This window comes from Bacteriovorax sp. Seq25_V (assembly GCF_000447795.1).
Lineage (GTDB): Bacteria > Bdellovibrionota > Bacteriovoracia > Bacteriovoracales > Bacteriovoracaceae > Halobacteriovorax_A.
Window position 1 is genome coordinate 62,069 of sequence record NZ_AUNI01000017.1, and the last position, 21,777, is coordinate 83,845.

At 36.6% G+C, this 21,777-nt stretch carries 23 protein-coding genes and 1 tRNA gene; 11 read left to right on the forward strand and 13 right to left on the reverse strand.

Annotated elements, in window-relative coordinates; translation table 11 throughout:
* Positions 1-28 precede the first annotated feature (28 nt).
* Both M900_RS10785 and M900_RS10790 read left to right on the forward strand, forming a co-directional pair.
* Entirely contained in the window at positions 29-835 is an 807-nt protein-coding gene (locus tag M900_RS10785) for a lipopolysaccharide assembly protein LapB (RefSeq protein ID WP_021274859.1), read from the forward strand.
* Positions 798-2,033: a RodZ family helix-turn-helix domain-containing protein gene (locus tag M900_RS10790; RefSeq protein ID WP_198296002.1), complete on the forward strand. Its 1,236-nt coding sequence runs from the start codon at positions 798-800 to the stop codon at positions 2,031-2,033. Before M900_RS10785 ends, M900_RS10790 begins: the two co-directional genes overlap by 38 nt.
* On the opposite strand, the gene M900_RS10795 is transcribed toward M900_RS10790, so the two are convergent.
* A complete protein-coding gene (locus M900_RS10795; RefSeq protein ID WP_084703573.1) occupies positions 2,030-3,178 on the reverse strand; it encodes an LptF/LptG family permease in 1,149 nt (382 codons plus the stop codon). The genes M900_RS10790 and M900_RS10795 overlap by 4 nt on opposite strands.
* A 132-nt stretch (positions 3,179-3,310) precedes the next feature.
* Between M900_RS10795 and M900_RS10800 the strand changes: the two genes are divergently transcribed.
* A complete protein-coding gene (locus M900_RS10800) occupies positions 3,311-4,864 on the forward strand; it encodes a M17 family metallopeptidase (RefSeq protein ID WP_021274922.1) in 1,554 nt (517 codons plus the stop codon).
* On the forward strand, positions 4,857-5,333 hold the full coding sequence (locus tag M900_RS10805) for a tRNA (cytidine(34)-2'-O)-methyltransferase (protein ID WP_021275026.1): 477 nt from the start codon (positions 4,857-4,859) through the stop codon (positions 5,331-5,333). The genes M900_RS10800 and M900_RS10805 overlap by 8 nt, the downstream gene beginning before the upstream one ends.
* Before the next feature lie 131 nt (positions 5,334-5,464).
* On the opposite strand, the gene M900_RS10810 is transcribed toward M900_RS10805, so the two are convergent.
* From M900_RS10810 to M900_RS10830, 5 genes are all read right to left on the reverse strand, one after another.
* The gene (locus M900_RS10810; protein WP_021274953.1) at positions 5,465-6,679 is read right to left on the reverse strand and encodes a hypothetical protein; all 1,215 of its coding nucleotides are present in this window, start codon (positions 6,677-6,679) and stop codon (positions 5,465-5,467) included.
* A 29-nt stretch (positions 6,680-6,708) separates the two neighbouring features.
* Entirely contained in the window at positions 6,709-7,839 is a 1,131-nt protein-coding gene (locus M900_RS10815) for a hypothetical protein (RefSeq protein WP_021274954.1), read from the reverse strand.
* Positions 7,840-7,983: 144 nt separating this feature from the next.
* Positions 7,984-9,102, reverse strand: coding sequence for a hypothetical protein (locus M900_RS10820; protein WP_021274965.1), 1,119 nt, complete (start codon positions 9,100-9,102; stop codon positions 7,984-7,986).
* 98 nt (positions 9,103-9,200) lie between these two features.
* Positions 9,201-10,676, reverse strand: a complete 1,476-nt coding sequence (locus tag M900_RS10825) for a lytic transglycosylase domain-containing protein (protein WP_021274894.1) — start codon at positions 10,674-10,676, stop codon at positions 9,201-9,203.
* A 142-nt stretch (positions 10,677-10,818) separates the two neighbouring features.
* Positions 10,819-12,108 (reverse strand): dicarboxylate/amino acid:cation symporter, encoded by a 1,290-nt coding sequence (locus M900_RS10830; RefSeq protein WP_021274943.1) that lies wholly within the window; start codon positions 12,106-12,108, stop codon positions 10,819-10,821.
* Between the two features lie 46 nt (positions 12,109-12,154).
* Here M900_RS10830 and M900_RS10835 point away from each other — a divergent pair, with 46 nt between their 5' ends.
* Entirely contained in the window at positions 12,155-12,688 is a 534-nt protein-coding gene (locus tag M900_RS10835; RefSeq protein ID WP_021274904.1) for a hypothetical protein, read from the forward strand.
* Here M900_RS10835 and lgt read toward each other — a convergent pair.
* Both lgt and M900_RS10845 read right to left on the reverse strand, forming a co-directional pair.
* Positions 12,679-13,467: a prolipoprotein diacylglyceryl transferase gene (gene lgt / locus M900_RS10840; protein ID WP_021274994.1), complete on the reverse strand. Its 789-nt coding sequence runs from the start codon at positions 13,465-13,467 to the stop codon at positions 12,679-12,681. The genes M900_RS10835 and lgt overlap by 10 nt on opposite strands.
* Positions 13,468-13,521: 54 nt before the next feature.
* Positions 13,522-14,343 carry a hypothetical protein gene (locus M900_RS10845; RefSeq protein WP_034732438.1) on the reverse strand — a complete coding sequence of 274 codons (822 nt, stop codon included), beginning with the start codon at positions 14,341-14,343 and terminating at the stop codon, positions 13,522-13,524.
* 253 nt (positions 14,344-14,596) lie between these two features.
* Between M900_RS10845 and rplU the strand changes: the two genes are divergently transcribed.
* The 5 genes from rplU (at position 14,597) to M900_RS10870 (ending at position 17,279) form a co-directional block, all read left to right on the forward strand.
* Positions 14,597-14,902 (forward strand): 50S ribosomal protein L21, encoded by a 306-nt coding sequence (gene rplU, locus M900_RS10850; protein ID WP_021274883.1) that lies wholly within the window; start codon positions 14,597-14,599, stop codon positions 14,900-14,902.
* 61 nt (positions 14,903-14,963) lie between these two features.
* Positions 14,964-15,218: a 50S ribosomal protein L27 gene (rpmA, locus tag M900_RS10855; RefSeq protein ID WP_021274931.1), complete on the forward strand. Its 255-nt coding sequence runs from the start codon at positions 14,964-14,966 to the stop codon at positions 15,216-15,218.
* A gap of 97 nt (positions 15,219-15,315) precedes the next feature.
* Positions 15,316-16,341 (forward strand): GTPase ObgE, encoded by a 1,026-nt coding sequence (obgE, locus tag M900_RS10860; protein WP_021274867.1) that lies wholly within the window; start codon positions 15,316-15,318, stop codon positions 16,339-16,341.
* A complete protein-coding gene (gene rsfS / locus M900_RS10865) occupies positions 16,341-16,808 on the forward strand; it encodes a ribosome silencing factor (protein WP_021274892.1) in 468 nt (155 codons plus the stop codon). The genes obgE and rsfS overlap by 1 nt, the downstream gene beginning before the upstream one ends.
* 3 nt (positions 16,809-16,811) lie before the next feature.
* Positions 16,812-17,279, forward strand: coding sequence for a 23S rRNA (pseudouridine(1915)-N(3))-methyltransferase RlmH (locus tag M900_RS10870; protein WP_021275029.1), 468 nt, complete (start codon positions 16,812-16,814; stop codon positions 17,277-17,279).
* Here the strand turns inward: M900_RS10870 and M900_RS10875 are convergent.
* From M900_RS10875 to M900_RS10890, 4 genes are all read right to left on the reverse strand, one after another.
* On the reverse strand, positions 17,276-17,947 hold the full coding sequence (locus M900_RS10875) for a hypothetical protein (RefSeq protein ID WP_021274993.1): 672 nt from the start codon (positions 17,945-17,947) through the stop codon (positions 17,276-17,278). The genes M900_RS10870 and M900_RS10875 overlap by 4 nt on opposite strands.
* Positions 17,948-18,045: 98 nt before the next feature.
* Entirely contained in the window at positions 18,046-18,855 is an 810-nt protein-coding gene (locus M900_RS17225) for an FHA domain-containing protein (RefSeq protein ID WP_084703575.1), read from the reverse strand.
* 43 nt (positions 18,856-18,898) lie between these two features.
* Positions 18,899-19,903 carry a tryptophan--tRNA ligase gene (locus M900_RS10885; RefSeq protein ID WP_021275011.1) on the reverse strand — a complete coding sequence of 335 codons (1,005 nt, stop codon included), beginning with the start codon at positions 19,901-19,903 and terminating at the stop codon, positions 18,899-18,901.
* Between the two features lie 114 nt (positions 19,904-20,017).
* The gene (locus tag M900_RS10890; RefSeq protein WP_021274944.1) at positions 20,018-20,326 is read right to left on the reverse strand and encodes a hypothetical protein; all 309 of its coding nucleotides are present in this window, start codon (positions 20,324-20,326) and stop codon (positions 20,018-20,020) included.
* Between the two features lie 182 nt (positions 20,327-20,508).
* Here M900_RS10890 and M900_RS10895 point away from each other — a divergent pair.
* Positions 20,509-20,584, forward strand: a tRNA-Met gene (locus M900_RS10895).
* 57 nt (positions 20,585-20,641) lie between these two features.
* On the opposite strand, the gene M900_RS10900 is transcribed toward M900_RS10895, so the two are convergent.
* Positions 20,642-21,745: a hypothetical protein gene (locus M900_RS10900; RefSeq protein ID WP_034732441.1), complete on the reverse strand. Its 1,104-nt coding sequence runs from the start codon at positions 21,743-21,745 to the stop codon at positions 20,642-20,644.
* Between the last annotated feature and the right edge of the window lie 32 nt (positions 21,746-21,777).

Sequence of the window (21,777 nt, forward strand, 5' to 3'; positions counted from 1 at the left end):
ATATTTTCTCTAAAATGGGACATAGCCGATGAAAAATATCTTTATCATAATCACGTTAGGATTTCTTGTATCTTGTGCTTCTAATAATGTTGAAAAAAATAAAAAAGCAGACTTATATTTTTCACATGGAACTCAAAAGTTAATTGAGCAGGATTACACTGAAGCGCTGAAGAATTTACTTGAAGCTCAAAAGCTAGATCCTTCAAATACAAAAATTATAAACAATCTTGCAATGGCCTATTACTTTAAAGGCAAACCTGATATTGCGATGAAAATGTTAAAAGAGTCTCTTGAATTAGATGAGAAAAATTCAGATGCAAGAAATAATATTGCTTCGATTTACTTCACAGAAAATAAACTAGATCTTGCACAAAAAGAGTACGAAAAAATTTTAGGTGATCTGCTTTATCAACACACTTACCGTGTTCAATACAATCTGGCTCTTATCGAGTTTAAAAAAGGAAATAGAACTAAAGGATTAAGTTATCTTGAACAAGCGGTTGGAAATAGAGCCGACTACTGTCCTGCAAGTTATTTGCTAGCAAATGAATATCGAAGACTTGGACAAAAGGCTAAATCTCTAGAGACTTACAAAATTGCAACTCGTGAAAACTGTGCAAAGAATCCACAAGCTTTCTATGAGTGGGGACAGCTACTTTCGGAATTAGGAAGAGATGACGAAGCTCGCGAAAAGTTCAACTACATCATTGATAAATTTCCAAAGTCAAAGTACTTCACTCTTGCACTTGAAAGTAAGAATAATATAAAAAAAAGCAGAATTTTAAGCGTAAATAAAGTTGAAAAGATTGATTCATTTGAATCAAGCGAGTTTTAAAATGGATTTTGAAACAGAAACATATACCAATGAAGGGATTGTATTACCAATGAACGAAGAAAGACAAAACGAAACATTAGGTTCTTTTCTTAAAAAGGCTCGTGAAAAAAAATCTTTAAGTCTTGATGCAATTAGTAGGCATACAAAAATAAGTAGTTCAAACTTAGATGCTTTAGAAAAAGATAATAGAGACGCCTTACCAAATATCGCTTACGTTAAAGGTTTTGTAAAATCTTACTGTAAAATTGTTGATACAGATCTTGATTATTGCCTTGAACTACTCGAGCAGTTATATGGTCAAGAGATTCATCGTGAAGAAAAAATTGTTCCTCAAATAGTTGCTGAAGCAACGCAAGCAACAAAAAACACTCCTGCGATTGAACTGAGTTCTGACTTAAAGGTCAAACTTCTTGGGATGGTCGCAGTAGTAGCAATTGGTGGCTTTATCGCATATAACCGCTCAAGTGAAGTACCTCAAGAGGTAAAGAGTGAGGTAGTTAAGCCTGAAACACTAACATCGAAGACTCCTCTGACTGTAACGACAGAAACAAACTCTACTGCAGAAACAAGTGTTGATGACCCTTCAAGTGATGCAGCTGTAGAAATTGAATCTAAAGATACGATAGAAGAAGTAACTGAAGTTAAGGCTGATGTAGCTCCAACACCATCCCCTGTAAAAGCAGAAGTGGCTGAAACGAAGAAGGAAGTTGAAGTAGCTCCCGCCCCAGCTCCTGAACCAGTAAAGAAAGAAAAGGTTAAGGCTGAAGATAAAAAAGAAATTGATTTTTACAATCTTCCATATCCTCTTTACAAAATTTCAAAAGATGCTGATGAAGCGAAGAAACTTATCCCCGCAGGATATCAAATTCTTTCAGAAGGAAAGCAAAACGTATTCATTACGGCTACAGAGGGTGATACTTGGATCACTTACAAGCAAGACTCTGATCAAGTTAAGAAGTTTATCCTAAAACAAGGTCGTTACCTAATTATTAGAGGGAATGATGTAAGAGTTTTCCTTGGAAATGCTAATGTTACAAAAGTATTTTTAAATAATAATCTTCTTGATTTCACAACAAAGAGTGGAGTTAAAAGTTTAGTTTTCCCTCAAGAACTTGGAAAGAAACTAAAACTCCCACTATTCATTTTTAAAAATGACGGTTCAGTTATTACTTCAGAAGAATACTTGCAGGGCAACTAGCTTGCCCAATCAAGCTTCTTATAAAAATAGCTTCCAAAGATCAATGTCATTATCGTAGGAAAGAAGATTGCCACATATGGCTCAAGATTAGATTTCTTCACGAGAGAAATCCCTCCAAAGAAACAAAGATAATAAATAAGGACGGCAACAAAGGCAAATAAAGTCGTATTGCCAGACTTTCCTCTCCCCTTTTTAACACCAAAAACAAAGCCAATTAAAACAAAAGCTATGCACTGAAGAGGAATATTATAACGACTCCAGTATTCGAGTTGAGAATTTCTAAGGAGATAACGAATCTCTCTATACTTGTTGGGATCACCTTCGAGATTAGGCAACTGTCCTTTATAGTTTTTTATTCTTGCAATCAATTCCGTATTCGTCTTCATCGTATCTTTATTCAAAGTACCAGACGTCGTATCAGAAACAATTGGGAACTCATATTTTTGGAAAAGAATTTTTTCTACTTTATCGCCATCCTTATCAAGAGAAGTAATATTACCTTCAAAAAGATCAAGCCTAATATCAAGAGAAGGATTATCAAGATCCTCTGTCTTAATAAGTGCTCCTCTTTTTGCAAATATAATTTTCTCTTTATCGCTATTAGACTTAATTTTGATGAAAACCCTTTCCATCTTCTTTCCGTCATCATAAACGTCCTCAGCAAAGAGAATAACGCCAGGAATCTCAGTATAAAACTTCTCCTTCTTAATATCTGCGAGAAAACCGCTTGAAGTTAGTTTTAAAACGGTATTTTGAAAAAGTTTGTTTGAATGTGGAATGATATTTCTATTAACGCTAAAAATCGAAACTGAGCAGAGTACTGCGAGCACAATAAAAGGCATGAATAGTTTTTCTTTGCTAATTCCCATGGCCCTAATTGCAACAATCTCAGAATCCTCACTGAGTTTGTTCAAGGTGTAAATCATCGCAAAAAGAAGTGCGAGTGGAACAACCATTGGAAGATATGCGAGGGCGATTTGTCCAAAGAGCTCAAACATCACATCAAGGCCAACTCCCTTTTTTGTAACAACTCGCATCAATCGAAATAATTGAGTTGTCAGCAAAAAGCACACGAAAAAGAAGAGGCTCATCCCAAAAGGGGGTATAAAACTAGCCGCTAAGTATCTTTGATAGAGCTTAAACACTCTTTACTCCCGAATTTTTGTCAAAATTATTTAACTGTGTTAGTTTACCCCGTCATAAAAAGATTAACAACTTAAGGTTTTCAGCCGAAAAGTTGTTACATTATAAATTTAATACCCAACTAAGGAGCTCAAATGAAGTTCACGCTTAACCTTAATGCTAAATCGCATACGGTAGCAGATCTTGTTGTTGTTGGAGCATATGCAAAACCAGCAGCAAAAGAAGAAGCTAAAAAAACAACAAAGAAAGCAACAGCTAAAAAAGCTGCTACTACTGAAGCCGGGATTGTTAACAATCACTGGGAAAAAGAAATTAAAACTGCTTTTGAAGCAGTAAAGAATTCTAAAAACTTTAAAGCGACTAAAGGAGAGAAGTTTACTTTCACTCACAACGGTCACGAAATACTAGTTCTAGGACTTGGAGAAAAAGCGAAGCTTGAATCTGAAGACCTAAGAAAAGAATTAGCAAAGCTGTCTAAAGATGTATCGAAGTACTCAAAAGTTGCTCTTCAATTTGATGGTCTTCAAACAAAAGGCAACACTGAAGACTCTCTACAAATTCTAGTTGAAGCATTTACTCTTGCTGCTTATAAGTTTGATAAGTACCTAAGTGATGCAAAAAAATCAGAACTTAAAGAAGTTGTAATTGATTCTACTGAAAAATCAGCAAAAGCTAAGAAGCTTCAAGCTGTTATCGACGATACGTTAAAAGTTACAGACGCGATTAACTATGCAAGAGATCTTGTTAACGAGCCACCTAACGTTCTTAGAAGTACTGAGTACGCAAAGAGAATCAAGGCTGACGTAGCAAAAATCAAAGGTGTTAAGTGTAAAGTACTTGGAAAAACAGAAATGAAGAAAGAGAAAATGGATCTTTTCCTTTCTGTAAATAATGGTTCAGGTTTTGATGCACAATTAGTGCACCTTACTTACACTCCAGCCAAAGCAAACTCAAAAACTAAGCACATTGCACTAGTTGGTAAGGGTCTTGTATTTGATACAGGTGGATATTCATTAAAGCCAGGTGGTTCAATGATGAATATGAAATTTGATATGGCAGGTTCTGCAACTGTTTATGCTGCATTTAGAGCTGCTGCAAACCTAGGACTAAACGTAAAAATTACTTGTATCCTTGGTATTACTGATAACGCTGTAAATGAATTAGCAACAATGCCAGATTCAATTGTTAAAGCTAGAAATGGTAAGACAGTTGAAATCCTAAATACAGACGCAGAAGGAAGACTAGTTCTTGCAGATTGTCTTGATTATGCTTGTGATCAAAAACCAGATGCAATCATCGATGCTGCAACTCTTACTGGTGCATGTCTTGTTGCTCTTGGTGGTGAAGTTTGTGGACTTATGTCTAACAACGATAAACTTGCTCAATCACTTCTTAAGTCTGCAAAGTCTGCAGATGAATATATGTGGCAACTTCCAATCATCCCAGAGTGGACAAAAGATATGAAAGGAACAATTTCGGATCTTAAAAACATTGGTAGTTCAGGATGGGGTGGAACAGCTAAAGCAGCTGCATTCTTACAAGAATTCATCAAAGATGATATTGCATGGGCACACTTAGACATCGCAGGTGTTGGAGATAGTCAATCACACCTTCCATACTGTCCAGCAAAAGGTGCTTCTGGAACAATCGTAAGATCACTACTTGAGTATCTAAAATCTAATGCCTAATTCAGCAATTTTTAACATTGTACTATATGCGCCTGACATTCCCGGTAATACCGGGAGTGTTGGACGCACTTGTATCGCTCTTGGTGCACGCCTTGTTTTAATCAAGCCTTATGGCTTTGAATTAAGTGAGAAGGCCGTTAGAAGAGCAGGACTTGATTACTGGAAGCATGTTGATCTTGTTGAATACGAATCATATGAAGACTTTCTTGCTGGAGAAAAACCAGCAATCGAAGATCTCTATTTTTATACAAAAACATCTGAAAGACTTTTTTTCTCTCAAGGATACAAAAAGGGGTGCTACCTTATCTTTGGCTCAGAAACAAAAGGTCTTCCTCAACATATCTTTGATACATATCCAGAAAGGCTTTACGGCCTCCCAATGTACTCTGAACATGTAAGAAGCTTGAATCTCTCAAACGTTGCAACGACTGTTGCCTATGAAGCTCTAAGAAATATTTCGTTTAAGTAACATTACCTGCTTTGGAGCGAACCAACGTCGGCTTCGGCTCCTGCCTCTCGCCGACATACTATCCATCCTGGATATAAAAAAGGGAGACCGAAGTCTCCCCTATTTAAATTATTCTAAATGAATCCTTCAAATTAGAATTTGTAAGTCATACCAACTCTTGTAAGTAGGTTGTCTGTAGCAAGAACACCATTCTTAGCAGATGACGTAGAGTTTCTAGCTACACCAGTTGTACCAATAAAACCATCAACAGAAAGAGCACCAAATTCTAAAGTTGCTCCAGCATTAACAGTTGTAGAGTTAGCAATTGTTGACTCTCCATCAGTTGTAGAACCATTATATGCACCTAAAGCACTATTCTGTAGACCTGCTGTTGTTGATGCCCCCTGAATTACAGAAGATAAGTTTTTCGACTTAACTTTTGAATGAAGATTATGAGAAACAGATCCTCTAAGAGTTAACCAAGAAGTCGCCTTTCCTTCGTATCCAAGAACAAGAGGAACAACAGTTCTATTAAGTTCTGCCTTTCCTGCAGCATACTTAAGCTCTACATCAAGTTTAGTAAATTGAACTCTAGCAAATACTGAACCTTCGTCAGCAACCTTGTAGTTCTTTCCAAAACCAAGATCAATTCTTGTGAATCCACCATCAGTTTTAACGTCAGAAAGAGTTTGTTCCCAATCAAATTTCTTAAATGCTCCATGAAACTTCACGTCGTTCATCATATATGAACCACCTAATTGAAACCCAAGCTTACCTTCAAACTTTGGCTTTCCTGTTCCATTTTTGTTCTCAGCTTCAGAGTTTAAAGAAATATTAGCAAAACCATCCCAATTTGCTTGATGGGCACCAAGTCTAAGAGCCATTGCTGAATCTTCGATCTTTTCTTTACCAGTTTCTTTCTTTTCAGAAGCAGCATAAACAAAGTTTGCTCCCCACTTCATATCAGATCCACCAGCAATGAAAAGATCTAATTGATTATCAGCTGTATTTAAAACAGTGTCTCCAGAAGAAGCTAAAATTCTTAAAAATGAAGAAACATTTGACTCATTTCCAAGGTACGCGCCATAAGTATAGGCTCCAGATTTTTTAAGGAATCCACCTTGAGCTTTTGGATCAGCATCTTGATCTAAAGTAGAAGCTGAAGTTGTTGCAGTCCCCCCCCACTCTAGAAATACTTGATTCGCGTACTCATTTGCATAAGAAGCGTTAGTAAAAATATATCTTGAATCCATTACATAGAAGTTGTCTTCTACTTCATCTCCAAGCGCAAGAAGTCTTGCCTTAGAAGCATATGCACTCATTGAAAGAGTTGAAAGTGCAAGTGCTGAAATTACGATTTTTTTCATAATATTAATCTCCTAAAATTAAGTTTAAATTAGAACCAGTAAGATACTGCAACTCTAGTCATTAAGTTATCTGTAGCAAGAACACCTTTCTTAGATGTCGCACTAACAGTTCCTGTTCTGCTGCTATCAGTTGTTCCGATAACACCATCAACCATTAGCTTTCCAAAAGTAAAAGTTGCACCAGCGTTAACTCTTGTAGAGTTTGCTACTGTTTCTTCTGTTTTAGAACCATTAGCAAGCTTTGTCTCTTTATCACCAATAACAACATTTTGAACAACAGAAGCTCTTAGAGTTAACCAAGAAGTAGCAGCAGTTTCGAAACCAACAGTAAGTGGAAGTGTATTTGTGTTAACTTCTTTTTCTGAAGTTCCTGTAGCTTTCTTATTTTCTTCTTTATTCATGTTATATCTAACATCCATGAACATTGTAGAACCAGCAGCAATTTCGTGAGTTTTAGCAACACCAACTGCGATATTTGATTCCGTTACTTCTGCAGTAATTGCATTAGAAATAGTTGTTTTGTATCCAGACTTGTCATAATCAGCATAGAACTTCATTCCGTTCATTCCATATGAAGCACCAACATTGATCCCTGTTTCCGCATCATACTTATCTCCAGCAGCTGCTCCACCTTTAGACTCATCTTTTAAAAGGATATTTGTATAAGCTTCGATTGCTCCGTGCTCAACACCAAGTCCTAGACCCATTGTACTGTTTTCTTTTTTGATTCCAGTTGATGGCTTGTTTTCATTTGAAGAGAAAGAGAATCTAGCTCCCCACTTCATTCCCATATCACCAGCTAAGAAAAGCTCAGTTACATTGTCTGTAGTTGCTACGTTAGCAGTAGACTTAGTTGAGTTATTTGTATCGTACTCGTTACCTACGTATACACCGTAAGAAAAAGAGTTAGACTTCTTGAAAAATCCACCTTCTGCGTGTGGCGCAGCTTCAGAATCTGCCGTACTTGCTGAAGTTCCCCACTCAGCAACAACATAATCACTCATAGAGTTTAGTTTAGCTGGGTTTAGGAATACACTTCTTGAGTCGTCAAGAAATAGAGATGCTCTACCATCTTGTCCAAGAGCTTGTAATCTTGCCTTAGAAGCAAAAGCCGACGTTGAAAGAACTGCAAGTCCTGCAATTACTAAAGTTTTTTTCATCTTAAAATCTCCTTGATATAACAGATTTGATCTGTCTCTCTTTAAGTAACTATTAATAAATTTTGTACTTATTAAAATTCTCAGGGCCTTTGACAATTTTGTCAACACCCCGAAATTAGAGAATTTTTAAAGATTGAGGGCCAATTAGCCCTTTATTAAACGCTGCACAAGAAGAGCTCTTGTCAGTAAAGATGTCTCCAGATTGGAATCTTCGAAGTTTTGATTTTTTCTTAGTCGAGCAGAAAATGGAGCGTTAAAACCAATAAAAGTCAGCTTATCTAGCTCATCTTTTTCTTCTTCCAAGAAATTATCGTCAATTTTTGGACAGTATGTATTTTCTCTTAAAACAACAAATTCACGACACTTTTTCTCATTAAATTTTTCGAAACTTTTTTCAAAATTTTTCTTTAAAAGTCTTAATTTTTTAGAAATATCCTCTTCTGTCGTTTCTTCCTTATTAATAAATGTTACAAATCGAGCTAATTGACCTTTTTCCGTCTTCTCAAACTCTCCAATAAAATGTCCCCAATCATGGGTAAAACTTAGTGGAAAAAAGAAAGTGTTCTTACTGTCTGTAAGCTCTTCTTCCAGTTCCATATGAAAGTATAAAGCGCAAGGGGTTTTCGTTGATTCACAGAACGCTACAAAGTTATCTGTAAGCGCTCTCTTGTCCTTAAAAAGTTCGTAGAATGTATCAGGAGTGTGAGAATAGAAGATTTGCTCGCATTCAATAACAAGGCCATTTGTACAAGTAATCTTAAAGTTTGCTTGATCAATTAAGTCTTCTGGAATTGCTTTTTCAATCTTTGAAATTTTAACAACAAGACTTTGCTCTATTATCTTCTCTAATAAATTTTCTTCTTTTAAAACTGGTAATAACTCTTCAAGTTCTACATTGACATGATCAGCAGTAAAGAACTCCTCGCCCCACAGAAGAGTTTGAGGTTTTGTTCTCTTTCCAAAGTCATGAAACTTCAATTCTTTATAAAATTGACTGTTGTATACTTCGAGCCCCTCAACGACTTTTGAAATAGCAGAGATATTTTCTTCACCTCTAACTAAAGAAGGCCCAAGAATTTTTAAATTTGCTTCATCGATTGCATCTGAAGTTAATATTTTTGCCGAACCAGGCTCAATTCTATTTAGGTGTGAACATAAATCAATTGCAAAAACACCAAACCCAATAACAGCATTTTTAATAAATATTTTTTCTTCTTTTACTTCTTCGACTTTTTTTAATTTTAGAATGTCACTAAAGGCCATGAGTGCGGTTCTCCGTTGTTTTGCGAATGCACTAAGATACCTATTATGATGGGATTTTTAAAGAAAAAAAAACCCGAAACAAAGTTCGGGTCATTTATTTAATCAACAACTAGCTTATCACCAGCTCGTATCATCCTATTCTTTACAATATCAAGATTAGAAACAATTAACTTATCAAGTGAGATTCCATTCTTTCTAGCAACAGTCCAAAGAGAATCACCTTTTTGAACAGTATAGTAGCGGCTTGGGTTCGAAATTGGCTTTGCACGAGCTCTAGCAAGCTTGATTCTTGAACGATAGTTACGCTTTCTAAGAACACTCTTACGTGGCATATCGTAAAGATCAGCATACATTTCAGCTCTTACACTTTGACCATTTCTAAACGGAAGAACAACCTCCTGACCAGATTTCAATCTTGAGTTTTTAGAAAGGCCATCGTTTAACCAAGTTAGTACTTCTACATCCTTAATTTTGAACTTTCTTGCGACATCCCTAAGATCTGATCTTGAGCTCTTTACACGATACTTCTGAAAATCTGAAGCAAAATAATTTGCGTACTGACAACAAGAATCCCACTTAGCTTTCAACCCTACAGGAATTCTTAAAGAATATTTTTCTTGAGTCGGTGGAGTAAACCATCTTAGAAGTTCTGGATTTAAATAATGAAGTTCATCAAATTCAACTTCAAGAAGTTCAGCAACTTTAAATAAATCTGTACCACCATCAACTACGATCTCTTCATAATCAAGAGGCTCGTGAAATTCGATATCATCAAAACCAAACGCTTTTAGGTTTTTCCCAATAATAGCAAGTGCCATAATTTTTGGAACATAGTTTTTTGTTTCAGGCTTTAGGTATCTTCCGTTTCTTAGTTTCCAGAAGTTCTCTGTCCCATATCTTTTTATCGCACGCCCCATCTTTCCTTCTCCTGCATTATATGCAGCAGCAGCGAGTTCCCACGATTCAAAATCACCATATAACTTCTTCAAATACATTGCAGCGGCTTGTGACGATTTGATTGGATCTCTTCTCTCGTCGGTATACCAATCAATTTTTAGACCATAACGCTTCCCTGTATATGGCATGAACTGCCAAGGCCCAACGGCCTTCGCCCAAGATTTCGCTTTTGATTGAAAACCTGATTCGGCCATAGCAAGAAAGATTAGATCTTTTGGTAATCCATTCTCTGCAAGAATTCTACTCATCAGTGGAGCGTATCTTCCGGCACGTGCAGAGTATCTTTCAAAGAAACCTCTACCTCTATTTAAGAAGTAGCTGATCCATTTTTTTACGGCGTCGTTATAAACAACCGGAATATCAAAATAGTAGTTTTCTAGCTTTAAGTGCTCAGCACCATAAAGGAAGTAAGTCTTCCCATCATAATGATAAGGCTCATCAATTAGAGAGCTTCCAATAATCTGAGAGCTCGACGCAGGAGGCGTCGTCTCTGTTGTCGATGAATCAGCAGGAGCTGCATTAGAGACTTCCGTGTTCGCTGACTCATTTGTGTTCAACATAGAACACGAACTAAAAATCAACGCTGCAGCTACAAATTTAGAACATTTTCTTAACATGAAAATTCCAACCCTTTTATACAAATGAAGCCCCTTCATCATGAAGAGGCTCTACTATTGTCTTTTTTTTAGTGTTGAGAGTCAACAGACTAAATTTTTTCCCTTTACTTTTCAAACACTTACAAAGGCGTTTTTTAAGAAATCAGGTAGTTGCAACAGCCTCGACATCATCTTTCAAATCTGAGTCATCAAGCATAGAATCGACAACTAAAGTTCCCACACTGTCTCCGAACACGTTCACTGTAGTTCTAAACATATCAAGCACCCTGTCGACAGCTAAAATAAGCCCAATCCCCTCGATCGGAAGTCCAACAGCAGAAAGTACGATACTCATCGTAATTAACCCTGCGCCAGGAATTGCAGCAGCTCCGATAGCTGCTAGTGAAGCCGTTAGAAAAATGATCAATTGCTGATTAATTCCAAGATGAATTCCATAGGCCTGTGCAATAAAGATTGCCGCTACTGATTCGTAGAGAGCTGTTCCATCCATATTGATTGTGGCTCCAAGCGGAAGAACAAATTTTGCTGTGTCTTTTCTTACCCCAAGGTTCTCTTCAACATTTGCCATTGTAATTGGAAGTGTCGCAGCAGAGGATGCAGTAGAAAAAGCGGTGATCAATGCTGGTCCAATTCCCCTTAAAATAAACATTGGTGATTTTTTTGATTTCCAACTTCCAATAAAAAGTAAAAGTATTCCGTGACAACCAAGCCCTAGAATTACAGTTAGCATATATTTTGAAAGTGAGACAATCGCCGAGAAACCAGACTTTGCAAGGACTCCTGTCATCAAAACAAAAATCCCAACCGGTGCAAATTTCATAATTCCATGAGTCAGAAAGAGTGACATCTTCTCAAGAGAATTAATAACTTTAACCACTGGTTCACTTTCTTTTGGAAGATAAAGTGCTACCATCCCAAAAAGAATTGAGAAGACAATTACTTGAAGAATTTGTCCTTCTGCCATTGCTTGCACAGGATTCTTTGGAACAGCATTAAGAATTACTTCTTTTACCGCATTATAAAGAGCAAACCATCCACCTGAGTTTTGAGATACCTTTGCTTGCATACCTTCATTAAGTCCATGAAGTCCTGCCGTCCCAAGATCAGCTCCTACCCCTGGATTAATAAGATTCACGAAAATAATTCCAACAAGAACAGCGACAGCTGTTGTCATGAAATAATAGATCACAGCCTTTACGCCCATCTTTCCAAGTGACTCAGGTGTACCTAAATGATACATGGCCATAAAAATTGAAGAGAAAACAAGAGGAATGATAACCATCTTTAGTAGACTGATGAAAATATCGCCGATTGGTTTCATGTAATCAACAACATGTCCTAGTCCTGTGAAATATAAAATTAGCCCTAACGCTAAACCAGCAATCATACCAATTGCAATTCTCTGTGCCTCTTTCTTGGAAGCTTCCTGCATTTAATGCCCCTTTTGTAACTGATTTCAAAAAATGATTTAATTAACTATGTTTAAAAAAACTATATTATCTATTGTCCTTACTTTCCAAATTTTTGTAAACACGGCAAAAGCTTTGGTCGAAGAGCCAAATTACAACTTTACCTTTGATAAATTTGAAGTCTTCAATCCTGGAAAAGAGTTAAGCGACATTAAAAAGACTTATCCCAATTTAAAATTAATTAATAAGTCTGGCTCAACAGAGCTCTACGAAGTCGATATCATCCATCAGAGATACAAGTTTCCACTCTACTTTCAGATTAAAGATCAAAAGGTAATTGATTATTTTGCTCGCCTACCAAATTACTTTATTCATGATACATTTCATCAGTCTTTGATTAACCGTTTCGGAAAACAAAATAAATTCTACAATAAAAATAGTACTTCATTTTATTTGTGGACTAATGCGAATGGAAATATTGTAACCTACAGTGGAGCGTGTACCATCACATGCTTTCCTATTTTTGTTCATGTGATTTCAAACAAGGATCAGACTCTCCTCAAAGAGAGCCTGATCGAAAAATTCAAGAAAAATCAATTATAAATTTTTTGATTTAATTTATTTGCCATAGCGTAAAGAGCAAAGCCAGCGATGATCATGATTGCACAAAGAATCTGACCCATTGTCATGAATCCAAAATAATATCCAAGTTGTGCATCGGCTTCCCTGAAAAACTCAACACCAAAGCGAAATGCCCCATATCCAATGAGGAAGAAGCTTGAAATCTGCCAGTATTTTTTAACCTTATTCACAGCAAACCAAAGAATTAGCGATAACACCAATCCCTCAAAGAACGCCTCATAAAGCTGAGAAGGATGCCTTGGATAAGGACCACCTGTTTTAAATATCATACCCACAGGACTTGTTGTAATTCTTCCGTACAATTCGCCATTAATAAAGTTTCCTAAACGCCCAAAGAAAATTCCAGGCGCACCAACGAGACAAACACTATCCATAATTTGTCCCCACTCTACTTTATTTTTCTTTGCAAAAATAAAACCTGCGACAAGAAAACCGAGAACTGCTCCGTGAAAACTGAGTCCCCCTTTCCACACCGCGAAGACTTCGCCGAGGTTGTGCTGGTAATATGACCAGTTATAAACGAAAACATAAATAAATCTCGCACCAAGCACCATGCAAAGACCCATGATAAATGTAAGAGAATCAATTTGTTCTTCAGTTATTTTTAAGAAATTTTTCTTAATTAGATTTTTAAGTAGATAGCCCGCAAGAATAAATCCTACTACGTACATTAGTGCATACCAACGAACTTGTAATGGACCTAGTGAAATCAATACTGGGCTGATATCTGGTGCGTGCATTAAAACTCCTTCTTTAATTCAAGAAAGAGTCTAGCATAAATTTTTTAGCGGTGACTACTCCAAACGAGCATCTTGCCTTGGCTTAAAGTTTTCACGCGGGAATACTTTACCAAGATAATATTTCGCACATGCTTGAATAAGTTGCCTTGTCGGAGCAGGAAGCCCTTGAACTCCAAAGTATGTGCAATTAACCGATAGAAAACTTAACAAGTCTTCAAATCTCATATCGCGACTAGCATTCTTTAAATGATTATCTAATTTAATAAAACAGAAATTATGCTTCAGTTTTTTCTCACCTTCCAAAGTCAAAATACGATGCCTAGTCACGTCAAAAAATACTGCCTCTCCACGTGTATCAACTGCACGCTGTATTACTGCTCCCTCTTCAACTGGCGTACCCCAAAAACCAACAATGCCATGACTCACCAATGACCAACTTAAAAATCTATTGACGATGATTCTATATGCTCTCTCGTTATCAACATGTCCAAAGTCAGAGAAGCAACCCATCTTCCATTCACTTGTACCAAGCGAGAAGACAAGCATCGCTACATTACGATATCGATAAACACTGTATCCCTGTTTCTGCACAAGACTCTCAGGGCCCCACTTATCACTTTCTCTTGTTGCTGCAATTTGCCTCGCGACCATAACTGAAGCCTCAGACACTGTAAGCACTCTCGCACCATGCTTATTAGCGATATTGTGCTCAGCATCTTTTGAGTCTTTCTCATTAAGCTCGTCAAATTTCATTGTCCTTAAAAAACCTGTAATATCAGGATCAAAATCAGATGCAATAAATCTTATATAGACAGGAAGATCCAACTTCCTCATAAATTGAAAATAAACGTATTTTTCATTAGTTACATTACTCATAATCATTACCCTTTGCCTAAATGACAAACCGACCCAACTGACTTATCGCCATTTCTCAAGCTATCTTTAAACATTAAACAAAAAGCCACTAAAACAGCTATAAATCCCCTCCAGGAAAGATATTTCAAACTTGACATAAGGCCCAAAAAACTATAAAAATCCTAGTTCGATGACCAATTAATTCAAATTTGGGGTCACAAGTTTTCAAAGAACTTCTTTGGAACCCCTAGATTTGCACTCATAAGGAGAATATATGTACGGAATCGTTGAAATTTCTGGACACCAGTACAGAGTTGAAGCAGGTATGACTATTGATGTAGAAAAGCTACACCAAGAAGCAGGAACTACAATTGAACTAGATAAAGTTCTTTTCGTAGGTGGCGAAAAAGCTACTGTTGGTACACCAGTTGTTGCTGGAGCAAAAGTTGTTGCTGAAGTTGTAAGACATGACAAATCTAGAAAAATTATCGTTTTCAAGAGAAAGCCAGGTCGTTACAAGAGAAAGAACGGACACAGACAAGAATTTACAACTTTAAAAATTAAAGAAATCAAAGCTTAATTTTTAAAGCAGTTTTATAATAGAAAATAATTTATTTTAAAATTTTTCAGGAGTTTAAGATATGGCACACAAGAAAGCCGGTGGTTCGACAAGTAACGGTAGGGATTCAAACCCAAATATGTACGGTGTTAAGAAGTTTGGTGGCGAAGTTGTTATCCCAGGTAACATCATCGTAAGACAAGCTGGTTCAAAATTTCACCCAGGTAAAAACGTTAGAGAAGGTAAAGATTGTACTCTTTATGCAGTTGTAGAAGGTACAGTAAAATTTGGTTACTACAATAAGAACAAAAAAATTGTTTCTGTAGTTCCAGCATAATTTAAAAGAATTAAATCATGTAAATAGGAAAGGGAATCTAGTCATTAGATTCCCTTTTTTTTATACTCGCGAAAATACAATTTAATTTAAGGCTATCATGAGATTTATTGACGAAGTTAAAATTACTATTTGTTCTGGGAACGGCGGAAGCGGTTGCTCGAGCTTCAGAAGAGAGAAGCACGTTCCTCTTGGAGGACCAGATGGTGGTGACGGTGGTGACGGTGGAAGTGTTTACTTTCAAGCAGACGAAGGTGAAAACACACTTGTAAACTTCCGTGGGAAAAAAGTTTTTAAGGCCCAGGATGGTGGCAACGGCGCTGGTAGACAGATGCATGGTGCCTACGGGGAAGACCTCGTTATCAAGGTTCCAGTGGGAACAATCGTAAGAAATGAAGAAACAGGAGCAATCCTCGCGGACCTCACAGAGCATGACCAACGAGTTCTTATTCTTGAAGGTGGACGTGGTGGTCTTGGAAACTATAACTATAAAACGGCAACGAATCAGGCTCCGAGAAAGTTTACAGATGGGAAACCAGGTGTTGATCTTGAAGTTGAACTTGAGCTAAAGCTATTAGCCGATATCGCTCTTGTTGGTTTACCAAATGCTGGAAAATCAACACTAATCTCTTCAATTTCTGCAGCCAAACCAAAGATTGCAGACTATCCGTTTACAACTCTAGAGCCAAACCTTGGGGTAGTATCCCTAGGCGAGAAATCTTTTGTTGTGGCTGATATTCCAGGTTTAATTGAAGATGCATCAGAAGGTAAAGGACTTGGGATCAAGTTCTTAAAGCATATTGATCGTACGAAGTCACTTGTTCACCTAGTAGACGTATCTTGGTGTCTTGATGAGTTTGAGGCGTTCGAACAGTATGTTATTATTAGAAATGAGTTAAAGAAATATAGCGACACTCTTGATTGGAAAAAAGAAATCGTTTGTCTTACAAAAATTGATGCGATGACCGAAGAAGAAATTTCAAAGTTTCAAAATTTCTTCGAAGAGCAACTTGATAGAAAAGTTCTTCCATTATCATCAGTTTCGGGGCGAAATGTTGATTTATTAAAGAGTTTAATGCTACAAACGATTGAAGAAGCGAATAAGCAAGAAAAACAAGGTAAGTAATGAGTAGTAACGAGTTTATTAACAAAAACGTAGATGAAATTTTAAGCAATAAAGAAATTGATAGCACACTTGCAAAAGCAATGGCATGTGCATGGATCTGTGGAAACTTCAAAGGTATCAACCTTAAGATTCTTGATATGAAGAAATCAACCTCGCTTGGTGATTACTTTGTTCTTGCTTCAGCAACAAACTTCACACAAGCTTCAGCAATGGGACAAGAGATCACTGTTCAAATGAAAAGAGTTGGTCTAGAAGTTCTTTCTCGCGAAGGTATTAACAATGGAGCAGATTGGTTACTGATTGACCTTGGAGACTTCATCGTTCACATCTTCCAAGAGACTGCACGTCACATATATGATCTTGATAATTTATGGGATGCTCCATCAATTCAAATTCCAAACGAGTATTACTACTCATCCGATATGGAAGAAAGCACTTCTGGAAGTGCACCAAAAGGTTACTTCTAGGAGATGAAAGACCTTCACCTGGTAGTTATTGGAAAGCTCAAAGATAAGAATATTCTTGCGCTAGAAAATGACTACCTTAAAAGGCTCAAGTCCCCTTCTCTCTCTATTTATGAATGCAAAGGCCATCAAGAAGATATCGAGGCCGAAGTCAAAGAACTCAAACAAAAATGTAAAGCAATTGAAGATAAGCATGGCAGGCAATATATTGTAGCGCTTACCGAACATGGTAAAACCATGACAAGTGATAAACTCTCAGAATTTATTTTTGATGTCATTGAAAATAAGCAATGCGGGGTCACTTTTCTAATCGGTGGAGCGGCAGGTTTTCCAAAAGACTTTCTTGAGGAGTGTGATTATAAACTCTCACTCTCTCCTATGACTTACCCACATCAACTTGCAAGACTTTTATTTGTCGAGCAAGTTTATAGAGCGAAGACCATCTACGATGGTCATCCCTATCACAAGAATTAGAATAAATTCGTCCAAGGAAAGAAGCGACTCTTCTCTTTCCCTTCAACTTTAATCTTCGATCTTAGTTGTCCAATGAACTTATCTTCAAGTTGATTATAATTGATATCCTCAATAACGATTGCTAACTCATCTTGAACATAGTGAGAGTCAACATCGTCAAGATCTGACTCATCTGCTGTTTCAATGGCTGCATCAAATGCAATTCCAAGATCACGGTGAATAAATGGATCCAAAGCATCAAAAGCAGCTCCAGCGGCGGCTCCCGTGATTACTCCAGGAACTGTTCCAGTTAGAAAAGCACCACATGCAAGAGCGGCCCCATCGTAAGCGAGAATATACATTCCAACGCCAAGACCGACATATGACCCAATGACAAAACCCGCAACAACGGCACCGACATCACCAACGACAGCATATAAACTATTTCTATAATTTTGAGATGAAACACTATCTAGATCAGCACGAGAAAAGTAAACATCTTCCCCAAAGAGTGGCTCACATTTCATTGAGTCCATCATTAGATCACAGGTCTTAACCTGATACCCTCTTTCTGTCTCATCAACTTTTAAAAATTTGCCTTCAGTTTCCTCTGCCTTAATGATTAGTGCATTAGAATTAAAAGAAATAAGTAGGGCCAATAAAGTAATAAAATTCGTAATTCTTTTCAAAATATACTCCTAAGCTAGATTACTTAAGAGTCTAATAGAGTTTTTTTCAGTTTGAGAGCTTTCGGAAATATTTACTACTACTGTCTATTTTTTTGACACTATTCTTCAGTAGTCCCATTTTCATCACTCTCAGTTGAAGGCACTATAAGTGTATGATTATGCTTAACATCGTCATGAAGACCTATGAAGTAAATTGTTTTAAACTTAGAAATCTCTCCATCAAGTTCCGAAATAACAGATGCTACTTTCTCTAGAGATGGGCGATATTTTTCTGATATCTGATTTTTTACTTTTTCTATCTCGCTATATTTTTCATTAATAGCAGCAAGCTTTTCACGATACATTTTTTCTAGCTCTCGCTTTTTTTCATCTATTATCGCGCGTTTTTTATCAACAACTTCAAGCTCTTTATCTTTATCTTTTAAAATAGTATTTTGTACTTTGATTTCAGTTCTTCTATCGTAAAAGAGATTCAACTGATTAACAGCATAGAGGTAAAGAGCGAGTGATCTCGTTTTCACTTGCTCTTTTACTTTTTCATTAAGAAAAGCAGGGACGAGTTTCGCAAAAGATGCATTATCATTTTCTCTAATATTTTCCAGAGTTAGAAACATCATCTTAACTTTTCCAACAGTAAGAATATCTCCTGGGGAAAGAGGAACGGGCTCAACAACTTGATAACCATTACACTTAGTCCCGTTACTAGAACCTAAATCTTCTAACATGTATCTACTTTCTTCTTTATCGAAAGTAATTTTACAGTGCAATCTTGAAAGACTTTCGTCATCAATAAGAACATCAGCCTCGATAACTCTTCCAACTACTGCTTCATTTTCAATTTCGTAGAGATATTGCTGTTCAATATTCCAAAGAAATACAACCATAGGTCCGCCTTCAATACGTTTCATATTATTGTATCAAGAAATAAAATTGATGCAAGATTAAGGCTGCTTAAGAAACACCGATTAATTTTTTTATTTCAGCAAGCTGACGACTTGAGACTTCTCTCACTGCATCTGCCCCATCCTTTAAAACTGTATCGATATAACCAGGATCAGCGAGAAGCTTATCATACTCAGCTCTAATAGGTGCAACCTCACGGTTTACAACGTTAAAAAGCTCAGCCTTGGCATGTCCCCAACCAATCCCCTCTCGAAATCTCTTTGCAAACGCTTCCTGTTCCTCATTTGAAGAAAAGAATTTATACATATCAAAGATAAGTGAGTTATTTGGGTCCTTAGGCTCTTCTGGTCCAGTTGAGTCTGTTACGATTTTATTAATCGTTTTTTGAAGCTTCTTCTCTGGTAGTAAAAGTGGTATGTGATTATTATAACTCTTACTCATCTTTCTTCCATCAAGACCCGGAAGAAGTTTATTTTCCCCCTCAGCTACAATCGCTTTTGGAAGTTTAAAAAAATCCTTTTTATAGGCATGATTAAAACTAGAAGCAATATCACGTGCGATCTCAATATGCTGAAGCTGATCCTCACCAACAGGAACAATATCAGAATTAATATGAAGAATATCTGCGGCCATTAATATTGGATAGGTAAAAAGTCCTAGATTAACTCCCTGATCTTCATCCTTTCCATTTTCAGTATTTGTTTGAACAGCGGCCTTGTAAGCATGGGCTCTATTCATTAAACCTTTTGCCGTAAAACAATTGATAATCCAATTTAGTTCTAAGATTTCTGGAATATCACTTTGCTTATAAAGAACTACTTTTTTAGGATCAAGTCCACTAGCAAGCCAAGCGGCTGCAACTTCACGAATATCACTTCTTAGCTGGTCTCCATTATGGATAGTAATCAATGAATGGTAATCAGCAATAAAGTAGTAACCTTTAAACTCGCCCTTATTGGCCGTTTCAATTGCTGGTTTAATTGCACCCATGTAGTTTCCTAAGTGGGGCATTCCTGTTGGCTTAATTCCTGTTAAACAAATTTTTGATGACATATCTCTAAATCCTATTTTTTCTAAATATAGCGAATTTTAAACAATTTTAGGAGCTAAAAATAAAAAAAGGCCCGTTTAAAGGGCCTCTTAATCGACGTATATCTAGTCTAATAATTAATTATCGTATTGAACAACTTTCGCGTTAGTCATATTTTCAGTCAGGATATCCATAGAGTATTCAATAGCCTGATCCGCATATGGGATTCCATTAAATTGAAGGTCTGTTGCAAAGTGAGATTGTTTAATGAGTGCTGCACACATTCTCATCACTTCTGCACTACTTTCAAAGAATTCACCTTCTTCATCCGTCGTAATTACATGGGCAATCATCGAATTTATAGACTTTAGTAGGCGAACCTGAGCTGCCGACATTTCAGATGCATCAACTTCAATTAAAACCTTCTTACTTTTTCCAAAACCCATTTTAAACTCCACTAGCTATATATTTTTCTTAGGACTAATCCCTTGCTCCTAATTCTTATCGCCAGAATTTAATGTTATTTTAGATATTTATGTCCGACTAAAGTTTATGATTAATATTTTGACATTTGATATTAATAGTTTTAATATCCAATACAGAAGTTGTTCAGATTTCAATAATTTATCGCGGGGTGGAGCAGCTGGTAGCTCGTCGGGCTCATAACCCGAAGGTCGTAGGTTCGAATCCTGCCCCCGCAACCAAAACTACAATTAAATAAAAATATAGATGCCAAGCCCGAAAGCTTGGCTTTTTTTTTGTTATTTTCTCTGATCTCTATAGTTTTTCTCTGTATGGTACTTTGTATCTTTAACCTTCTCTCTATAGCGTAAAGCTGGCTTTCCATCTTCTTGTCGACTCTTATCATAAACATCCCTTGCTGCGTAAGAGTCATTTACAAGACAGTTTCTAAGCTTAATATACGGAGCACATTTTCCTTCAACAAACTTCTCATACTTCTGCTGGTTCTCTCTCTCAAACTCTTCTTTTAAAGATCCAGTTCTAAAGTTGATCGCCTTCATTTGAGAGTTGATTTCATCCTGGCTAATTTTTTTAACAAATGATTCACACGTTAAACGTGAATCATCATAATCCTTGAAATATTGCTTCATTTTAAGCTTCAAATACGATTGCTCACGATCAGGCATTGAAGATTCAATCTGATAAGCAATACTGTCAACAGACTCTCCATTTTCACAAGCATTCGCGAGTCTACTTACTTCTGACATAATCTTATTAAAGTTCTTTTCAGTAGCTTCCGCATACTCATCTTCGCAACTAATACACCAGCTATTCTCTTCGAAATTCTCGTTGAGAACGACTAGTGCTGCGAAAATACCATGTTCAAAATTCTTTTCACCACTAGCAACCGCTGATGAAATTAGAAATTCAAAAAGAATATTTGTCGTTACTTTTTGATCCAAATGAGTCTTAAAGTGCTCTAAGCGGCTTTTAAAGTTACCTTGTCCAAAAACAACTTCTTTTCCATCGATGTACATTGTTCTCATTAATAGAGATTCCTCAGTAAAAGAAATCTTTGTTGAACCATATTTTAAATATGCTGTTGTTCCCTTCAAGACAATTGGAGGAAGATATCTAATTTTATTTTTGATAAAATATTCACGACTCAATGCCTGATCCTCTTCTGTTTTAAACAGCTTCGAAAGATGAGTAACACTCGTTCTATTTCGATTGTACTTCTCGATGTTGTCATAAAATAAATCGGAATATTTTTTAGCAAAAACATTCGTAAAATATTTATTTGCCCCCGCCTCAGCATTGCGATTCTTTTCTTCCAGTGCAAATGTACTTACAGACGTCAAAAGAATCGTAGATAGTGCAACTCTTGTAATGTATTTTCTCATATAAGGGACCTCACTCAATCTATACCTTATCC

Excerpts from the sequence above, each read along its gene's own strand:
- M900_RS10810 (WP_021274953.1), bottom strand. The coding sequence starts at position 6,679 with ATGAAAAAAATCGTAATTTCAGCACTTGCACTTTCAACTCTTTCAATG.
- rsfS (WP_021274892.1), top strand. The coding sequence starts at position 16,341 with ATGAGTAGTAACGAGTTTATTAACAAAAACGTAGATGAAATTTTAAGC.
- M900_RS10900 (WP_034732441.1), bottom strand. The coding sequence starts at position 21,745 with ATGAGAAAATACATTACAAGAGTTGCACTATCTACGATTCTTTTGACG.
- M900_RS10800 (WP_021274922.1), top strand. The coding sequence starts at position 3,311 with ATGAAGTTCACGCTTAACCTTAATGCTAAATCGCATACGGTAGCAGAT.
- rpmA (WP_021274931.1), top strand. The coding sequence starts at position 14,964 with ATGGCACACAAGAAAGCCGGTGGTTCGACAAGTAACGGTAGGGATTCA.
- M900_RS10835 (WP_021274904.1), top strand. The coding sequence starts at position 12,155 with ATGTTTAAAAAAACTATATTATCTATTGTCCTTACTTTCCAAATTTTT.
- M900_RS10785 (WP_021274859.1), top strand. The coding sequence starts at position 29 with ATGAAAAATATCTTTATCATAATCACGTTAGGATTTCTTGTATCTTGT.
- M900_RS17225 (WP_084703575.1), bottom strand. The coding sequence starts at position 18,855 with ATGAAACGTATTGAAGGCGGACCTATGGTTGTATTTCTTTGGAATATT.
- M900_RS10845 (WP_034732438.1), bottom strand. The coding sequence starts at position 14,343 with ATGAGTAATGTAACTAATGAAAAATACGTTTATTTTCAATTTATGAGG.
- M900_RS10890 (WP_021274944.1), bottom strand. The coding sequence starts at position 20,326 with ATGGGTTTTGGAAAAAGTAAGAAGGTTTTAATTGAAGTTGATGCATCT.
- obgE (WP_021274867.1), top strand. The coding sequence starts at position 15,316 with ATGAGATTTATTGACGAAGTTAAAATTACTATTTGTTCTGGGAACGGC.
- rplU (WP_021274883.1), top strand. The coding sequence starts at position 14,597 with ATGTACGGAATCGTTGAAATTTCTGGACACCAGTACAGAGTTGAAGCA.
- M900_RS10825 (WP_021274894.1), bottom strand. The coding sequence starts at position 10,676 with ATGTTAAGAAAATGTTCTAAATTTGTAGCTGCAGCGTTGATTTTTAGT.
- M900_RS10805 (WP_021275026.1), top strand. The coding sequence starts at position 4,857 with ATGCCTAATTCAGCAATTTTTAACATTGTACTATATGCGCCTGACATT.
- M900_RS10885 (WP_021275011.1), bottom strand. The coding sequence starts at position 19,903 with ATGTCATCAAAAATTTGTTTAACAGGAATTAAGCCAACAGGAATGCCC.
- M900_RS10815 (WP_021274954.1), bottom strand. The coding sequence starts at position 7,839 with ATGAAAAAAACTTTAGTAATTGCAGGACTTGCAGTTCTTTCAACGTCG.
- M900_RS10870 (WP_021275029.1), top strand. The coding sequence starts at position 16,812 with ATGAAAGACCTTCACCTGGTAGTTATTGGAAAGCTCAAAGATAAGAAT.
- lgt (WP_021274994.1), bottom strand. The coding sequence starts at position 13,467 with ATGCACGCACCAGATATCAGCCCAGTATTGATTTCACTAGGTCCATTA.
- M900_RS10830 (WP_021274943.1), bottom strand. The coding sequence starts at position 12,108 with ATGCAGGAAGCTTCCAAGAAAGAGGCACAGAGAATTGCAATTGGTATG.
- M900_RS10820 (WP_021274965.1), bottom strand. The coding sequence starts at position 9,102 with ATGGCCTTTAGTGACATTCTAAAATTAAAAAAAGTCGAAGAAGTAAAA.